Here is a 15,404-nt window from a genome sequence, read left to right as displayed (position 1 = left end):
GATGGGAACGGTGGCCGAGGTTCTCGCCGCGTTTTCATGGCTCGACGGCGTGGCCGTGGCGTCACTCCTCATGGCCTGGATCGGCATCCGCTGGCTGATCGAACATTCGCCGGATCACCGCCCCTCGATGGGCCGGGTCATGCGCCAGTATCGTCATGACTGGATGAAACAGTTCGTGACCCGCCAACCGCGCATCTTCGATGCCTCGGTGCTGTCGTCGCTTCGGCAGGGCACGACGTTCTTCGCCTCGGCCTGCATGATCGCCATCGGCTCTGGCATCGCGCTTCTGGGCAATGCCGAGCGATTGGGAAATGTGGCCGAAGATCTGATCGACGCCCAAGCCCCACAGATCGTGTGGGAGATCAAGATCCTCTTCGTCCTGCTCTTCGTGACCGCCGGATTTCTGGCCTTCGTCTGGTCGCACCGGCTGTTCGGCTACAACGCCATCGTCATGGCGAGCGTGCCCAACGACCCCAACGATCCCGACGCCTACCCGCGCGCCGAGAAGGCCGCCGAAATCAACATCAACGCGGCCCGCAGCTACAACCGGGGTCTCAGAGCCGTTTATTTCGCGATGGCCGCGCTGGCGTGGCTTTTGGGACCTCTCGCACTCTTGATTGCAACCGTCATCACCTTCGTGGTCCTCTGGCGGCGGGAGTTCGCATCGAATTCCCGCAAGACCCTGATGACCCCGGACCCATAATGAAAACCGCGCTGATCCTTGCCCTCATCCCCCTGCCCGCGCTGGCCGACGTGCCGGTGATCGAACGCGCGTGGCTTGAGGGGACGACGGTCAACGTGACCCTGAGCCACCCGGACGAAGGCTGGGATCACTATGCCGATGCATGGGAGGTGTTCGGGCCGGACGGCACCTCGCTGGGCATCCGGGAACTGGTGCATCCCCATGTGGACGAGCAGCCCTTTACCCGCAGCCTCACGCTGTCGGAGGTGCCGGATGGCGCCCTGACCATTCGGGCGCGCTGCCTTGTGGATGGCTGGGGCGATACGCGCGCGCCCGTCGAACGCTAGGCCCGAAAACGAAAAACCCGGGCGAATGGCCCGGGTTTTCCAAATAATCGTGTGTGAAGCTCAGTGAAGCTTGGCTTCGACCTCGCCGATCGAGGCGTCGATCAGCTTGTTCGCCTCGGTCGCGGTCATCTTCTTGGCGATCACCTCTTTCGACGCGCCGATGGCGGCGGCGATGGCGGTGTCGCGGATTTCCTTGATTGCGGCGGCTTCGGCCGACTTGATCTGCTCTTCCGCACCGGCAAGGCGACGCTTGATCGACTCGGCGATCTGGATCTTCGCCTGTTCGGCAGCCTCGGCGGCTTCCGTCTTGGCATGTTCCACGATCTGCGCGGCCTGATCCTTCACTTCCTGCTGCTTGCGCTCATAGGAGGCGAGGATGGTCTGCGCTTCTTCCCGCAGGGCGCGGGCTTCTTCGAGTTCGGCCTTGATCGTGTCCGCCCGCTTGTCGAGCATCCCGCCGATCATGCCGGGCACTTTGAAGTAGACCAGCACGAGAACGAACAGGATGAACGCCAGCAGCACGATGAAATCGGTGTTGCCGAGCGAGATGAACGGGCCGGTCGCGGCCAGCGCGGGCGTGGCGGCGACGAGGGGGAGAAGGGTCAGAAGTTTCTTCATGGCCTTACCCCTTGATCCGTTCGGAAACCGCAGCATCGACGGTCTTGGCATCTGCCGAAAAGCCCATCGCGGCGAGGATTTCCTTGGTCGTGTCCTTCGCCACCTCGGTCGCGCTTTCCAGCGCACCCGCACGGATTTCGGAGATGGCTTTCTCCGACTCGGCGGTCTTGGCGGCGATTTCCGCATCGGCCTTGGCCTGAGCGGCGTCGAGGTCCGACTGGATTTCGGCCTTGGCGTCGGCGACGATCTTGTTCGCCTCGGCACGGGCGTCGGCCAGTGCTTTCTTGTACGCCTCTTCGGCGTCAACGGCCTTTTGCTTCAGCTCTTCGGCTGCGGCGAGGTCGTTGGTGATCGTGCCCTGACGTTCGGCCAGTACCCCCGCGATGCGCGGCAGCGCGATCTTGGAGAGCACGAAGAAGATGATGACGAGCGCGACGACGAGCCAGAAGATCTGGTTCCCGAAGGTCGAGAACTCGAGCTGCGGCATACCAGCACCGCTGGCCTCGGCTGCGCCATGCGCCGCGTCGGCTACGCCGTTTTCTGTTTCAGTTGCCATCGTGTCCTCCTGGAACCCTGAATACTTCGGTGGGATCGGCTAGCGCCGACCCCACCGGTCGTAAGGATGGTTCGGCAGGATCAGACGGCGAACATCAGCAGAAGCGCGACGAGGAACGAGAAGATCCCCAGAGCTTCCGCGAAGGCGATGCCGATGAAGAGCGTGGCGGTCTGGCCGCCGGCAGCCGACGGGTTGCGCAGAGCGCCGGCGAGGAAGTTACCAGCCACGTGGCCCACGCCGATGGCGGCAGCGCCCGAACCGATGCCAGCAAGACCAGCGCCGATGAATTGACCGAGTTGTGCGATATCGCCTTCCATGATGTTTCTCCTTACGATGGAATTCGAGTTGATATTCTTGGGTTAAGCGGGCCTGAGCACCCGTTGTCCTTGGATTAGTGCGACGGGTGCAGCGCGTCGTGCAGGTAGACGCAGGTCAGGATCGTGAAGACGTAGGCCTGAACACCGGCCACGAGCACTTCGAGCCCGTAGATGGCGGTGATCGACACCACGGCGAAGGGCGAGATGGCCGCGACGGCGGCGAAGCCCGCGAACACTTTCATGACGGCATGGCCGGCCATGATGTTGCCACCCAGGCGAATGGAGTGGCTGACGGGGCGCACGAAGTACGAGATCAGCTCGATGATCGCGAGGATCGGGCGCAGGGCGAGCGGCGCGGACGAGACCCAGAAGAGACCGAGGAACTTGGCGCCGTTCTTGACGAAACCGACGATGGTCACGGTCAGGAACACGGCCAGCGCGAGCACGGCGGTCACCGCGATATGCGAGGTGGTCGCGAAGGACATCGGCAGAAGGCCAAGATAGTTCGCGAACAGGATGAACATGAACAGGGTCATGATGTAGGGGAAGAACTTGACCGCATCCTTGCCCGCCACGTCCTCGACCATCTTGTAGGTGAAGCCGTAAAGGATCTCGCCGATCGACTGGGTGCGGGTCGGCACGATGGCCCGTCCGCGCGAGCCGAAGACGAACAGGGCGACGATGGCGATGACGGCCAGCGCCATCCAGAGGGTCACGTTGGTGATCGTGTACCAATGAACCGCGTCACCCGCCTCACCGAACAGCGGTTTAACGATGAACTGGTCCAGCGGGTGGAATACCAGGCCGCCTTCTTCACCATGTGCTTCAGTCGCCACGAGCGTCTTCCTTACCATCTGCGGCCTTGGCCGCTTGTTTTTCCCCAAGCTCCCGGGCCGAGTTCAGCATCGTCTTGATGCCGGCTGCCAGCCCGAGCAGCGTGAATATGACGAGGAACAGGGGCAAAGTGCCGAACAGGTAATCCAACCCGTATCCCATCCCGAAACCGATCCCCAGACCGGCCACCAATTCGATCACCATGCGCCAGGCGAGGTTCGCCATCGCATAGTCCTTCTTCTGGTGGGGGCAGTCCTCGGCCTTCGGCTTTCGCGAAGCGATCCGGTCCTCGAGCGCCTTCAGGCGGTCTTTCGGAAGATCGTCCAGCGGGTTCGCCAAGTCGGATTTGCCCCCTTCGAAGAGTTGCCGGATTGCTAATCCGTGGGACGTGAGGAGTCAACGCCGGAACGGTTCGCGGGAAATGGAGTTAAGCATCTGTAATGGTTGAATTTTTCTAATACCGAGAATCCGAAATGGCGCGCGCGTCCCCGCGCAGGCGGACCGTTTGGTGCGTCCGGGCATATTCAACCTTTTGGTTGATCGTGCTCGACAGCACCCGCTCAAGACGGTCCCGGCCCGCAACCGGATGCGCCTCAGGCCAATCGGCATTTCGTCGCTACGCCGCTCAGGATACTCACTCGAAAGCGACCCACTTGTACGAAATTGTCCAATAAAATTAAATAGTTGCCTACTATCAAGACGCCTAGTATCGGTACTGGCTCCGACCTGACGTCGGAACCAAAAGGGGAAAATAATGAAATTTGGAAAATACGGTGCCCTCATAGGGCCCATCATCCTGCTCGCCGGGTGTCAGATGTCGTCGGATGCCGCCGGTCTGCGCGATGCAAGGCTCGATGCCTACTATGCTGCGTCCGAAGCGACGGAAGGCGCGCTCTACGCGGACGCAACTTACGACATGCCGGTTTCGGGGACGGCGACATACGAGGGTCAGGCCACGATCGCGGTCGGCAATCAGGCGACCACGAGACAGGATCTATTCGCGGGGACATCGACCTATGAAGCGCGGTTCACCGGGTACGAGGCCGACATTGACGGCAAGCTCGAGAATTTCGTGGTTCGCGAGGATCTGAGCGTTCAGGAACTGGAGCAGGTGCTGAACGCATACGCCAGCGCCGATACGACGGCGGAACAGGAACGCGCGTTGAAGAGCATTATGCAGAACGCATCGGTCATCGACGGCGAAGTTATCCTGACCGCGCGCGGCGAATACGACCCATCTTTCTTGACGTTCGCGACCGACGGCACTTTGAAGAGCGGAACGCGCGTGACCGATCTGTCAGGCCAGACGAGCGGCGCTTTCATGGGCGACGGTGCCGAATACTTGGCGGTCTATGGGAGTTCTGACGACGGCTTGAGCTTCGACCAGGGCGGTCAGGATCGGTTCGGTATCCTTTTGTCGCTGTCCCGAAAGTGATCCCAAGGGTGGGCGGGGAACACCCCCGCCCGCCAAGTGCATTGACCAAAGCCGCCGCGCGACCTACGCCCATAACGTGAATGACAAGCTCGACCTCACCTTCGCCGCGCTGGCCGATCCCACGCGACGGGCGATCCTGACCATGCTCCTCGAGGACGACATGGCGGTGACGGACGTGGCCGAACCCTTCGACATGTCGCTGGCCGCGATTTCCAAGCATCTGCGCATCCTGACCGCCGCCGGCCTCATCAGTCAGGAAAAACTCGGGCGGGTCACGTGGTGCAAGCTGGAACCCGGTGCGCTGAAGGCGGCGAGCGTCTGGATGCAGGGGTTCGGACAGTTCGAGCCGGTTAACCTCGACGATTTCGAGCGGTTTCTGGAAGCCACGCTCAAGGACTGATCGCGCACGCCGGTTCGGCGCTTGATCGGGCGGCATTGTTACGCCACCCTCAGAACGATTGTTGAGGGTTTTTCCATGAATTCATTTCGGCTGCTCCTGTCGATGGGGGTGCTGGCCACACTGACTGGATGCATGGGGTCCAGACACGCAGATGTCTGGGTCGACGCCCAACGCGCCTACTTCTACGCAACGGTCGATCAGCAAGTGGCCAATGTCCCCACCTCCGGCACGGCACGGTATGAAGGGATCGCCGAAGTCAGTGCGGTCGATCCGAACCGAAACACGAAAGACCTTTACGTCGGGCTTGCGACCTACAACGCGGCGTCTCATCCACGGGAAAGCGCATTTCAGGGGAGGTGTCCGATTTTCTCGTGCTGGAAAACCTTGGGGTTTACGAAGACCCGGTCGACAGCAACGTGTCGTGCGGTGGGTATTGCGTCGACACAGAGGCCGCACGCGCAAGGATCACCGCGGCCTTGCGGCCTGCGAAAGCGGTCTCAGGCCAGATCACCTTGGCCGAAACATCCGTGCAGAACGGTGTTTTCTTCGCGAGCGCCTCGGGATCGGTCGAACATGGCGCGGGCGGCGAGACGACCTTTGACGGGGTCTTGCAGGGCAACATCCTTGGAAACTCAGGCGAGGTGGTCGCGGTGAACGACACGCATGGCCGCACGCCCGATCCGAGTATCGGGAGTCCGTTCGGCGCGACGAGGAACGGCGAAACCCTGATCGGATGGTTCGAGAGCATCGCGGTCGCCCGCTGACCCGAACCATCTTCACCACATGAGCGTGTTCGTGGATGCAGGGTATTTCTGGCCGCATCGCGGGTTCTGTGCATCAATGTAATGATTAGGACACTTAGGGGATTCGTTATGCGTTACTTGACGACTTTCAGGTCGTATCTGGTCTGGCCTGTTTCCACGTTGTCCCTGTGTGGATGCACCATCGCCTCGACGACGGGCGTCGGCAGCGACGAAGGATGGATCGAAGCCTTTGCCTTCGCCTACACCGCCGCGATTCTGGCGACCGACGAATCCGACCAGACCGCGACTTTGCCCACCAGCGGGACAGCCACCTACACGGGTGGAATGTACCTCGACATGACGCGACCGGGCGCGAAGGACCACGACCTGATGCTCGCCTCGATGACGCTGGAAGCCGCGTTCTCGGCGTCGAGCGGCACCATTTCCGGGCGGGTGGAGAACGCGGGGCGCATCCCGGTCTACGACCCGAAATTCGCGGGGTTCGAGTCGCTTCTGACCGACCGCACGTTGACGCCCGAAGAGGCGAAGACCACCGCCGTCGAAGCGACGAATGCCGACGCATTGGCGATATTGAACGGCGCGCTGGAGATCGCCGAGACGACGATCACCGATCAGCACATCAACACGCGGCTTTCGGGCAACCTGACCGGCGACGATACCGACATCGACATCGACGCCCCGATCTACGGCTTCCTGACCGGCGCGGACGCCGACGGCGTGAGGATCACGGGCACGAATTTCGGGAACATCGAGATGACCCTGAACGGTGACAAGATCGACGCTTACCTGAACGGATACGCCAAGCGGGACTAAGGCTCAGGGCAGTTCCGCGCTTGGAATGATCGGGAAGAACGCGCCTTGCGAACGCAGGCCGAACCAGCTTTCGCCGTCATGGTCGGCATGTTCCCCGATCTCGACGAGCCGGTAGAAACTCTTGCGGTCGATCAGGGCTTCAAGGTTGCGGCGGATGTTGACGTAGGGCGACGGCTCCCCGGTTTCCGGGTCGCGGACCACGCGGATCGGGTGGTCGGGGCCTGCCAGCACCTCATCCTCGACGTTGGTGACGAACCGCAGCGCGTCGCCCTCGCGGGCGAAATCGACCGCCACGAAGGGCGCGTCATCGACGGTGATCCCGACCTTTTCGACCGGCGTCACGAGGAAATAATCGTCCCCGTCCTTGCGAAGGATCGACGAGAACAGTTTCACCAGCTCATGCCGACCGATGGGCGTGCCAAGGTAGAACCACGTCCCGTCCCGCGCGATGCGCATGTCCAGATCGCCGCAGAAATCGGGATTCCACTTGTCCACGGGCGGCAAGCCGCCCTTGGCTGCCTTCTTCGCGGACGAGGCGAGGCTTTCGGCGCTGATTCCGACTTGTCCGGTCATCGTGGTCTTTGTCATCCGTGCACCTTGGTTGTTTGGCCCTCTCAACACGTATCATCCGGCCCGCGTTCCGTGAACCTCGGCAAGCGGGTGCCGGATTCTCGCCATGCTCCGCCTCCCTGCACGGGCAGTCCGCGTTCTATTCCGGCACGCGAACAGCGAGAATCCGCCTCGATTTTCCGCAAGGGCCGCCGACACGGTGCCGTGAACGCCTTTTGTCATAACTGTCATTTGCTTCCCCCCGTTCCTTGCCCTTTACTGATCCCGACGAACAGATCGGAGACGTGTCATGGACGAAGCAGAAGACCTCGTGGCGGATATCGAGGCGCTCGGGGGCCGGCTGGCCGAGGCGCGCAGCATGGTGGCCAAGCGGATCATCGGACAGGACACCGTGGTCGAACAGGTCATGGCGGCGATGCTGGCCGGGGGTCACGCGCTTCTGATCGGTCTGCCGGGTCTGGGCAAGACACGGCTGGTGGAAACGCTGTCGACCGTCATGGGTCTTTCGGGTGGGCGCATCCAGTTCACGCCCGACCTGATGCCCGCCGACATCCTCGGCTCCGAGGTTCTGGAAGAAGGCGCCGACGGCACCCGTTCGTTCCGGTTCATTCAGGGTCCGGTATTCTGTCAGCTCCTGCTGGCGGACGAAATCAACCGGGCGTCGCCGCGCACGCAGTCGGCGCTGCTTCAGGCGATGCAGGAACGCGCGGTGACGGTCGCGGGCCACGAACACGCGCTCGACAAGCCGTTTCATGTGCTGGCGACCCAGAACCCGCTGGAGCAGGAGGGCACCTATCCGCTGCCCGAAGCGCAGCTCGACCGCTTTCTCTTGCAGGTCGATGTCGAATACCCGGACCGCGATGCCGAGCGTGACATCATTCTGGCCACGACCGGCGCGGACGAGGAACAGGCGAGCGCCGTGTTCAACACCGACGACCTGATCGCCGCGCAGCGCCTGCTCCGCCGGATGCCGGTGGGCGAGAACATCGTCGAGATGATCCTCGACCTCGTGCGGGCCTGCCGCCCTGACGACTCGTCCGCCCCTGATACGGTGCGCGAATCCGTGGCCTGGGGCCCCGGCCCCCGTGCCGCGCAGGCCCTGATGCTGCTGACCCGTGCACGTGCGCTGATGGACGGGCGGCTCGCCCCCGGCCCCGACGACGTGCGTGCGCTGGCCCGCCCGGTGCTCATTCACCGGATGGCGCTGACCTACGCGGCGCGTGCCCGTGGCGAATCTCTGGGCGGGATCATCGACGGTGTGGTCGGAAGCCTGAGCCTGTCCGAGGCCGCCGCTTGACCCTTCCCCTGCGCCCAAGGGCCGAGGCGCTCGCCGCGCCGCTCCCCCCCCTGCTCGCCGAGGCCAGCCAACTGGCCCGGGGTGTCGTGCTGGGGGAACACGGGCGGCGCCGACCCGGCATGGGCGATGCCTTCTGGCAATACCGCACGGCCCAGCCCGGCGACCCCGCCCGATCGATCGACTGGCGCCGCTCGGCCCGGTCCGACGTGCATTTCGTCGCCGAAAAGGAATGGCAGGCGGCGCAATCCGTCGTCTTCTGGGTCGATCGCGGCCAGTCGATGCAGTTCTCGTCGGAAAAGAACCTTGTCACCAAGGCCGACCGCGCCGCGCTTCTGTCGCTCGCGGCCGCCGTGCTTCTGGTGCAGGCGGGCGAACGGGTCGGGCTGACCGATATGGGCATCCGACCGATGCGCGGCGAGGTCCAGCTTGGCCGCGTGGCCGAACGTCTGGCGGACAAGACCCCGCAGGATTACGGCGTGCCGGACGTGTCGATCCTGCCGCGCCATTCGCGGGCCGTCTTCATCTCGGATTTCATGGCCGACCCCGGCCCGGTTGAAGAGGCGCTGGCGACGGCCGCCGACCGGGGTGTGCAAGGCGTTCTGCTTCAGGTGCTCGACCCCTCGGAAGAGGCGTTTCCCTTCGACGGGCGCACCGTGTTTCATTCTATGGGCAACACGCTTGAATTCGAAACGCGCAAGGCCGGTGAATTGCGGGATCGCTATCTGGCCCGGCTGGCACGGCGCAAGGAACGGCTGACCGCGATGGCGGGACTGACCGGATGGCGGTTTCACACGCATCACACCAATGACAGCCCCGCCTCGGCGCTGCTTTGGATGTATCAGGCGCTGGAGGGCCGCGCCTGATGTTCACGCTCAGTCCCATCGGTTTCGTGACCCCATGGCTGCTGATCGCGCTGGCCGCCCTGCCGATCCTCTGGATCATCCTGCGCGCGATCCCGCCCGCACCGATCCGCCGCGCCTTTCCGGGTGTCGCGCTTCTGCTGGGTCTCGAGGACGAGGACAGCGAGGCCGACAGGACCCCTTGGTGGCTTCTCCTTCTGCGAATGCTGGCCGTCGCCGCGATGATCTTCGGCTTTTCCGGCCCGATCCTGAACCCGGAGCCGGTCGAGACCGGCTCAGGCCCGCTGGTCGTGCTGGTCGATGACAGCTACGCCGCCGCGCCCGACTGGCGCCCACGGCTCGAGGCTGCGGATCGGCGGTTGGAGGCTGCGGCATCGACCGGGCGCCGCGTGGCCGTGGTGGCCCTGAACGACCTCCCACCCGAAGGCGGCCTGCCCCTGCGCTCGGCCGCAGACGCGCAAGCCCGGCTCGATGGCCTTCTGCCGAAAGCGTGGCCCGTCGATCATGCGCCCGCGCTCGATTGGCTGGACACGGTGGACGAGGGGTTCGATACGCTTTGGCTGTCCGACGGATTGGCGGGCGACTCCCGCGCCGCCTTGGCCCGCGAGCTTCAGTCGCGCGGTGCGCTGACGGTGTCGGAGCCGCCTGCCCCGCGTATCGGTCTGCAACCGGCCCGGATCGCGGACGGCATGGTGCGCCTGTCGGCCACCCGGTCCACGTCCGATGCCGCGCAAACCATAGACTTGACCGGGCAAGGCCCCGATCCGGCCGGCATCGAACGCGAACTGGCCCGCGCCACGCTTACCTTCGAACAGGGTGCGACCGAAGCGGTGACCGAAATTTCCCTGCCCCCCGAACTGCGCAACCGGATCGCCCGGTTCGAGGTCGAGGGGCTGCGCAGCGCCGGAACCGTGACGCTGGCCGACGACACCCTGCGCCGCCGCAAGGTCGCGCTGATCGGCGGCGACAGCGAGGAAGGGCTGGAACTGCTCTCGCCGCTTCACTACCTGCGCGAAGCTCTCGTGCCGACCGCGGATGTGCTGGAGGGCGCGTTGTCCGACCTGATCGCGGCCAGCCCCGATGTGGTCGTCCTTGCCGATGTCCCGGCGCTTGCGCCCAGTGACAAGGACGCGCTGGAGGAATGGGTGGCCGAGGGCGGCCTGCTGCTGCGCTTCGCCGGACCACGGCTTGCCGCCGCCGATACGGGCCGCGCCGAGGAAGATCCGCTTCTCCCCGTGCGTCTGCGCGTGGGCGGGCGCGAAGTGGGCGGCGCGATGAGCTGGGGCGAACCCCGCACGCTGGCCCCGTTCCCCGAGGACAGCCCGTTCTACGGTCTCGCGATTCCCGACGACATCGAAGTTACCAGTCAGGTTCTGGCCGAACCCGGCCCCCTGCTGGCCGAGCGCACCATCGCGGAACTGGTCGATGGCACCCCGCTCGTCACCCGCAAGACGCTGGCCGATGGTCAGGTCGTGCTGATCCACGTGTCGGCCAATGCCGAATGGTCGTCGCTTCCGCTGTCGGGCCTGTTCGTTCAGATGCTCGAACGCCTTGCGGTCTCGACCCGGACCGGCACGCCCGACGCGGGCGAATTGGAAGGCACGACATGGGTGCCCGAGACCCTGCTCGACGGCTTCGGCGCGCTCGACGACGCGGGCGAGCGGCCCGGCGTGCCGGGCGAGGAACTGACACAGGGCGTCGGCCCCGACCTGCCGCCGGGCCTTTATGCCGACGAAGATCGCCGCGTCGCCGTCAACGTGATCGGTGAGGACACCGTGCTGCGCCCCGCCGCTTGGCCCGCGGGCGTCGTGCCCGAATGGCAGGGCGAGCGCGAGGAAACCGATCTGTCCGGCTGGCTTCTCCTGCTGGCGCTGGCGGCGCTGGCCGTCGACGTGATCGCCTCGCTGTTCCTCACGGGCCGTCTGAGCGGCAAGCGCGGCAAGGCGGCGGCGACCGCTGCGGTGATCGGGGTCGCCCTGATGATCGCGCCGCAATACGCCCGCGCACAGGACGAGGCCAAAGCGACCCCCATCGACGAAGCGGCACTGGTCGCGGCCGCCGGCGAGGTCACCCTTGCCTACGTGCGCACGGGCAACGCCCAACTCGACCGCGTATCCGAGGCCGGGCTTCAGGGCCTCGGCCAACAGCTTTTCGCCCGCACCTCCGTCGAACCCGTCGCCCCGGTCGGGATCGACATCGAGACCGACGAACTTGCGGTCTATCCCCTGCTCTACTGGCCGGTCGAGGAAACCCAGCCCGCGCCCTCGTCCGAAGCCTATGCCAAGCTCAACGCCTATCTGCGCGGTGGCGGCATGATCGTGTTCGACACGCGTGACGGGGACGTGGCCGGGTTCGGCTCGGGTGCGACGGCCGAAGGGACGCGGCTCAGATCGCTGGCACGCCCGCTCGACATTCCACCGCTGGAGCCGATCCCGAACGATCACGTGCTGACGCGCACCTTCTATCTGCTCGCCGATTTCCCGGGCCGCTATTTCGGTCAGTCGGTCTGGGTCGAAAGCTCGCCGCCCGACGCCGAACGGGCCGAGGGCATGCCGTTTCGCAACCTCAACGACGGGGTGACGCCGGTTCTGATCGGCGGCAACGACTGGGCGTCGGCCTGGGCGGTGAACGAGAATGGATCGCCGATGTTTCCGGTGGGCCGGGGCTTTGCAGGCGAGCGGCAGCGCGAGATGGCTTATCGCTTCGGCGTGAACCTCGTGATGCATGTGCTCACCGGCAACTACAAGTCGGATCAGGTCCACGTGCCTGCCCTGCTGGAAAGGCTCGGCCAATGAACGCCTCGTCCGTCATCTTCGACCCGGCCTCCGACTGGCCGGTCCTCTGGATCGCCGGCGGAATCGTCGCCGCGATCCTGATCTTCGCCATCTGGCGCGGGCTCAAGGGCTGGGCGCTCAGGACGCTGGGCGCGGCGGCGCTTCTGCTCGCGCTCGCGGGGCCGTCGCTTCAGATGGAAGAACGCGCGCCCGAGGGTGACATCATGCTCGCCATCGTGGACGAAAGCGCCTCGCAGGGCCTGTCTGACCGCGCGGAACAAACCGAGGCGGCGCTGGACGCGCTCACCGCCCGCGTTGCGGCGACGGAAGGTCTGGAACTGCGCATCACGCGGATGAGCGACGGCGAGGACAATCGCGGCTCTCTCCTCATGACCACCTTGGCCGAGGCGCTGGCCGAAGTGCCGCGCGACCGCGTCGCCGGGATGGTCCTGATCTCGGACGGCCGCCTGCACGATCTTGAAGCCGCGCCCGACCTGCCCGCCCCGCTGCATCTGCTCAGGACCGGCCGGGAAGAGGATTGGGACCGGCGGCTGGTGGTCACCAACGCCCCGGCGTTCGGCATTCTGGACGAGGAACAGCAGATCGGCCTGCGCATCGACGACATGGGGGACGCGGACGAAAGCGGGCTGGTCGACCTGTCGATCTCGATCGACGGCGGCGAGCCGGAAGTGGTTCAGGTGCCGACGGGCCGCGAGCTGACCGTGCCGATCACGCTGACCCACGGCGGCCAGAACGTGATCCAGTTCACCACCCCGACGCTCGAAGGCGAGTTGACCGACCGCAACAACACCGCCGTCGTCACCATGAACGGCGTGCGCGACCGCCTGCGCGTGCTGCTCGTCTCGGGCGAGCCGCACCCCGGCACGCGGACATGGCGCAACCTTCTGAAGTCCGACAGTGCGGTGGACCTCGTCCATTTCACCATCCTGCGCCCGCCCGAAAAGCAGGACGGCGTGCCGGTGTCGGAGCTGTCGCTCATCGCATTCCCGACGCAGGAACTGTTCATGGAGAAGATCGACGAGTTCGACCTCATCATCTTCGACCGCTACAAACTGCGCGGCATCCTGCCCGCGAGCTATCTGCTGTCCGTGCGCAACTACATCGAACAGGGCGGCGCCGTGCTGGTCGCCGCCGGACCCGACCTCGCCTCGGCCCAAAGCCTCGCCCGCTCGCCGCTCGGTCAGGTGCTCCCCGGCGAACCGACCGCGCGGGTGATCGAAGAGGGCTTTTCGCCCCAGATTTCCGACCTCGGTCAGCGCCACCCGGTCACGCGCGGGCTGGAAGATTTCGCGCCCGAAGGCGGCTGGGGCCGCTGGATGCGCCTTGTCGAACTCGAAGAAACCGCTGGCATGACCGTCATGCAGGGCGCGGGCGACCGTCCACTTCTTACACTGGACCGCGTGGGCGAAGGCCGCGTCGCGCTCCTCGCCTCCGACCACGCGTGGCTCTGGGATCGCGGCTTCGAAGGCGGCGGACCGCAACTGGAACTTCTGCGCCGCCTCGCCCACTGGATGATGAAGGAACCGGAGCTTGAGGAAGAGGCGCTGACCGCGGAAGCCACCGGCAATCAGGTCACGATCACCCGGCGCACCATGAGCGAGGGCGCACGCTCCGTCACCGTCACCCGCCCGGACGGGACCGAGGAAGAGGTGCAGATGGAAGAGGTCGCGCCCGGCCTCTACCGCTCGGAATTCGCCTCGGCCCAGATCGGTCTGTTCCGGCTCGAAGAGGGCGACCAGACTTCGGTCGTCGCGGTCGGCCCCGCCTCGCCTAAGGAATTCGAGGAAACCATCGCCAGCGGTGACCCCCTCGCCCCGATCATGGCCGCGATGCGGGGCGGGACGGCCGCCATCGAAGAGGGCAATCCGCAGCTTCGGTCGGTCAACGCGGGCCGCGCCGCCATCGGTCGCGGCTGGATCGGCTACACCCCGCGCGGGGCCTACGTGGTCGAGAACCTGCGCGTCATGCCGCTTGCGCCCCCGTGGCTCATGCTGCTGATCGCGGCCGGCCTCGCCGTTGCCGCTTGGTTGTGGGAAGGCCGCGCACGGACCCGAAAAACCGCCTGATCCGGTTCAGTGCCCGTGGCTGCGGTCGTAGCCGTTGGGTGCGGGCGGCGTCCAACCGCCCAGCGCAGCGGCCTCGGGCGTGAAGACCTCGACCAGCAGCGGATGGCAGGCAGCGGTGTCCGACGAATGCTCGGACGAACAATCGCCGCCGGGACAGGCCGACAGGGCGCCGAGAAGGTCGATCTCGGCGAAGAACTCCAGAAAATCGCCGGGGCGCACGGGCGAGGCCTTCATGAAATACTGACCCGTGTCGCGCGTGAAGCCGGTGCACATGAACACGTTCAGCACGTCATGCACATGCGGCTCGGCCTCGGCCGGACCGACCCCAAGGTGACCCGCCAGCGCCCGCGTCAGGTTGGAATGGCAACAGTGGTGATACTGTCCGCCCGACAGCAGATTGTTGGTGTAAGGATCGCAGCGCGTGCCGATCACGTCGTGGACCGAACCGCCGAAGCTGTCGATCCCATACCAGCCGAGCGTATCTTCGGTGATGGTCGCCATCGGCCGCATGTCCGGAAAGCTCGACCACATCCGCTCGCCCGCCGTCAGGTGCGTGCCATGTAGGGCGCGGGTCTTGCCGGAGTAGAATCGCTCCGACAAATCCTGCGCGTTCCACAGGTTCAGGTCACCGACCTGCGGGCCCTCGACGCTCGAAATCCGGAAGAACGACCCAGCCGGCACCGTGAAGGTCGCAGCGTCACGGGGCGGGACGAGCACCTCGCCCACCTTCCGCGCCGTCCGGCGCGCCGCCCGATAGAGCGCAAGATCGGGCGCAGGCAGCGTTTCGGTCGGATAACAGATCACCGGCGCGATCGCGCGGCGCTGTTCTGCGTCTTCGGGCTGTGTCGTGGGGATCGTCGTCATGGGCGGGACTATAACGGTTAAGGCGATCCGCGCCAGATCGTGCAGCCTGATCGGCGGCGGACAGGACGTGACTTGACCCCACCGCAATGGGGCGTGAATAATCGACCATCTGGTCGGCCATTATTCCGCAATGCAAACGGTCGTTTCACAATATTGACCTGCTCGCTTTGCTGGACTACGGTCCGA

Annotated in this window: 17 protein-coding genes; 10 read left to right on the top strand and 7 right to left on the bottom strand. The window is 65.2% G+C overall.

The features are described 5' to 3' along the window. Position 1 precedes the first annotated feature (1 nt). Together RB2654_RS16780 and RB2654_RS16775 are read left to right on the top strand one after the other, a co-directional pair. Complete coding sequence (locus RB2654_RS16780; RefSeq protein WP_008334047.1) at positions 2-703, top strand: DUF599 domain-containing protein; 702 nt, start codon at positions 2-4, stop codon at positions 701-703. Beyond that, positions 703-1,029 (top strand): hypothetical protein, encoded by a 327-nt coding sequence (locus tag RB2654_RS16775; protein ID WP_008334046.1) that lies wholly within the window; start codon positions 703-705, stop codon positions 1,027-1,029. The genes RB2654_RS16780 and RB2654_RS16775 overlap by 1 nt, the downstream gene beginning before the upstream one ends. 60 nt (positions 1,030-1,089) lie before the next feature. Here RB2654_RS16775 and RB2654_RS16770 read toward each other — a convergent pair whose 3' ends face one another. From RB2654_RS16770 to RB2654_RS16750, 5 genes are all read right to left on the bottom strand, one after another. Continuing rightward, entirely contained in the window at positions 1,090-1,647 is a 558-nt protein-coding gene (locus RB2654_RS16770; protein WP_008334045.1) for a F0F1 ATP synthase subunit B, read from the bottom strand. Between the two features lie 4 nt (positions 1,648-1,651). Continuing rightward, complete coding sequence (locus RB2654_RS16765; RefSeq protein ID WP_040885150.1) at positions 1,652-2,203, bottom strand: F0F1 ATP synthase subunit B'; 552 nt, start codon at positions 2,201-2,203, stop codon at positions 1,652-1,654. Between the two features lie 80 nt (positions 2,204-2,283). Next, positions 2,284-2,520: a F0F1 ATP synthase subunit C gene (locus RB2654_RS16760; protein ID WP_008334043.1), complete on the bottom strand. Its 237-nt coding sequence runs from the start codon at positions 2,518-2,520 to the stop codon at positions 2,284-2,286. 74 nt (positions 2,521-2,594) lie between these two features. Continuing rightward, positions 2,595-3,374: a F0F1 ATP synthase subunit A gene (locus RB2654_RS16755; RefSeq protein WP_050771983.1), complete on the bottom strand. Its 780-nt coding sequence runs from the start codon at positions 3,372-3,374 to the stop codon at positions 2,595-2,597. Beyond that, the gene (locus RB2654_RS16750; protein WP_008334040.1) at positions 3,346-3,693 is read right to left on the bottom strand and encodes an AtpZ/AtpI family protein; all 348 of its coding nucleotides are present in this window, start codon (positions 3,691-3,693) and stop codon (positions 3,346-3,348) included. Before RB2654_RS16750 ends, RB2654_RS16755 begins: the two co-directional genes overlap by 29 nt. 415 nt (positions 3,694-4,108) lie before the next feature. Between RB2654_RS16750 and RB2654_RS16745 the strand changes: the two genes are divergently transcribed. The 4 genes from RB2654_RS16745 (at position 4,109) to RB2654_RS16730 (ending at position 6,766) form a co-directional block, all read left to right on the top strand. Continuing rightward, positions 4,109-4,789, top strand: coding sequence for a HupA family protein (locus tag RB2654_RS16745; RefSeq protein ID WP_008334033.1), 681 nt, complete (start codon positions 4,109-4,111; stop codon positions 4,787-4,789). Positions 4,790-4,865: 76 nt separating this feature from the next. Then, a complete protein-coding gene (locus RB2654_RS16740) occupies positions 4,866-5,189 on the top strand; it encodes an ArsR/SmtB family transcription factor (RefSeq protein ID WP_008334031.1) in 324 nt (107 codons plus the stop codon). A gap of 356 nt (positions 5,190-5,545) precedes the next feature. Then, entirely contained in the window at positions 5,546-5,953 is a 408-nt protein-coding gene (locus RB2654_RS16735) for a hypothetical protein (protein ID WP_008334029.1), read from the top strand. A 108-nt stretch (positions 5,954-6,061) separates the two neighbouring features. Beyond that, positions 6,062-6,766, top strand: a complete 705-nt coding sequence (locus RB2654_RS16730) for a hypothetical protein (RefSeq protein ID WP_040885147.1) — start codon at positions 6,062-6,064, stop codon at positions 6,764-6,766. A gap of 3 nt (positions 6,767-6,769) precedes the next feature. Here RB2654_RS16730 and RB2654_RS16725 read toward each other — a convergent pair whose 3' ends face one another. Beyond that, the gene (locus RB2654_RS16725; RefSeq protein ID WP_008334025.1) at positions 6,770-7,354 is read right to left on the bottom strand and encodes a DUF1285 domain-containing protein; all 585 of its coding nucleotides are present in this window, start codon (positions 7,352-7,354) and stop codon (positions 6,770-6,772) included. A gap of 271 nt (positions 7,355-7,625) precedes the next feature. On the opposite strand from RB2654_RS16725, the gene RB2654_RS16720 reads away from it, so the two are divergent. The 4 genes from RB2654_RS16720 to RB2654_RS16705 are packed head-to-tail and all read left to right on the top strand — an operon-like array spanning position 7,626 to position 14,354. Next, on the top strand, positions 7,626-8,633 hold the full coding sequence (locus RB2654_RS16720; protein WP_008334023.1) for an AAA family ATPase: 1,008 nt from the start codon (positions 7,626-7,628) through the stop codon (positions 8,631-8,633). Then, the gene (locus RB2654_RS16715; protein WP_040885145.1) at positions 8,630-9,496 is read left to right on the top strand and encodes a DUF58 domain-containing protein; all 867 of its coding nucleotides are present in this window, start codon (positions 8,630-8,632) and stop codon (positions 9,494-9,496) included. The genes RB2654_RS16720 and RB2654_RS16715 overlap by 4 nt, the downstream gene beginning before the upstream one ends. Further along, positions 9,496-12,288, top strand: a complete 2,793-nt coding sequence (locus RB2654_RS16710) for a DUF4159 domain-containing protein (protein ID WP_008334020.1) — start codon at positions 9,496-9,498, stop codon at positions 12,286-12,288. The genes RB2654_RS16715 and RB2654_RS16710 overlap by 1 nt, the downstream gene beginning before the upstream one ends. Next, positions 12,285-14,354 (top strand): membrane protein, encoded by a 2,070-nt coding sequence (locus RB2654_RS16705; protein WP_008334019.1) that lies wholly within the window; start codon positions 12,285-12,287, stop codon positions 14,352-14,354. The genes RB2654_RS16710 and RB2654_RS16705 overlap by 4 nt, the downstream gene beginning before the upstream one ends. Positions 14,355-14,360: 6 nt before the next feature. On the opposite strand, the gene RB2654_RS16700 is transcribed toward RB2654_RS16705, so the two are convergent. Further along, positions 14,361-15,218 carry an urea carboxylase-associated family protein gene (locus RB2654_RS16700; RefSeq protein WP_008334018.1) on the bottom strand — a complete coding sequence of 286 codons (858 nt, stop codon included), beginning with the start codon at positions 15,216-15,218 and terminating at the stop codon, positions 14,361-14,363. Positions 15,219-15,404: the final 186 nt, after the last annotated feature.

The sequence above is a fragment of the Maritimibacter alkaliphilus HTCC2654 genome, from assembly GCF_000152805.1.
In the GTDB taxonomy this organism is placed as follows: Bacteria; Pseudomonadota; Alphaproteobacteria; order Rhodobacterales; family Rhodobacteraceae; genus Maritimibacter; species Maritimibacter alkaliphilus.
Note: the sequence above shows the minus strand (reverse complement) of the source record. Positions and strands in the feature narration are given on the sequence as shown.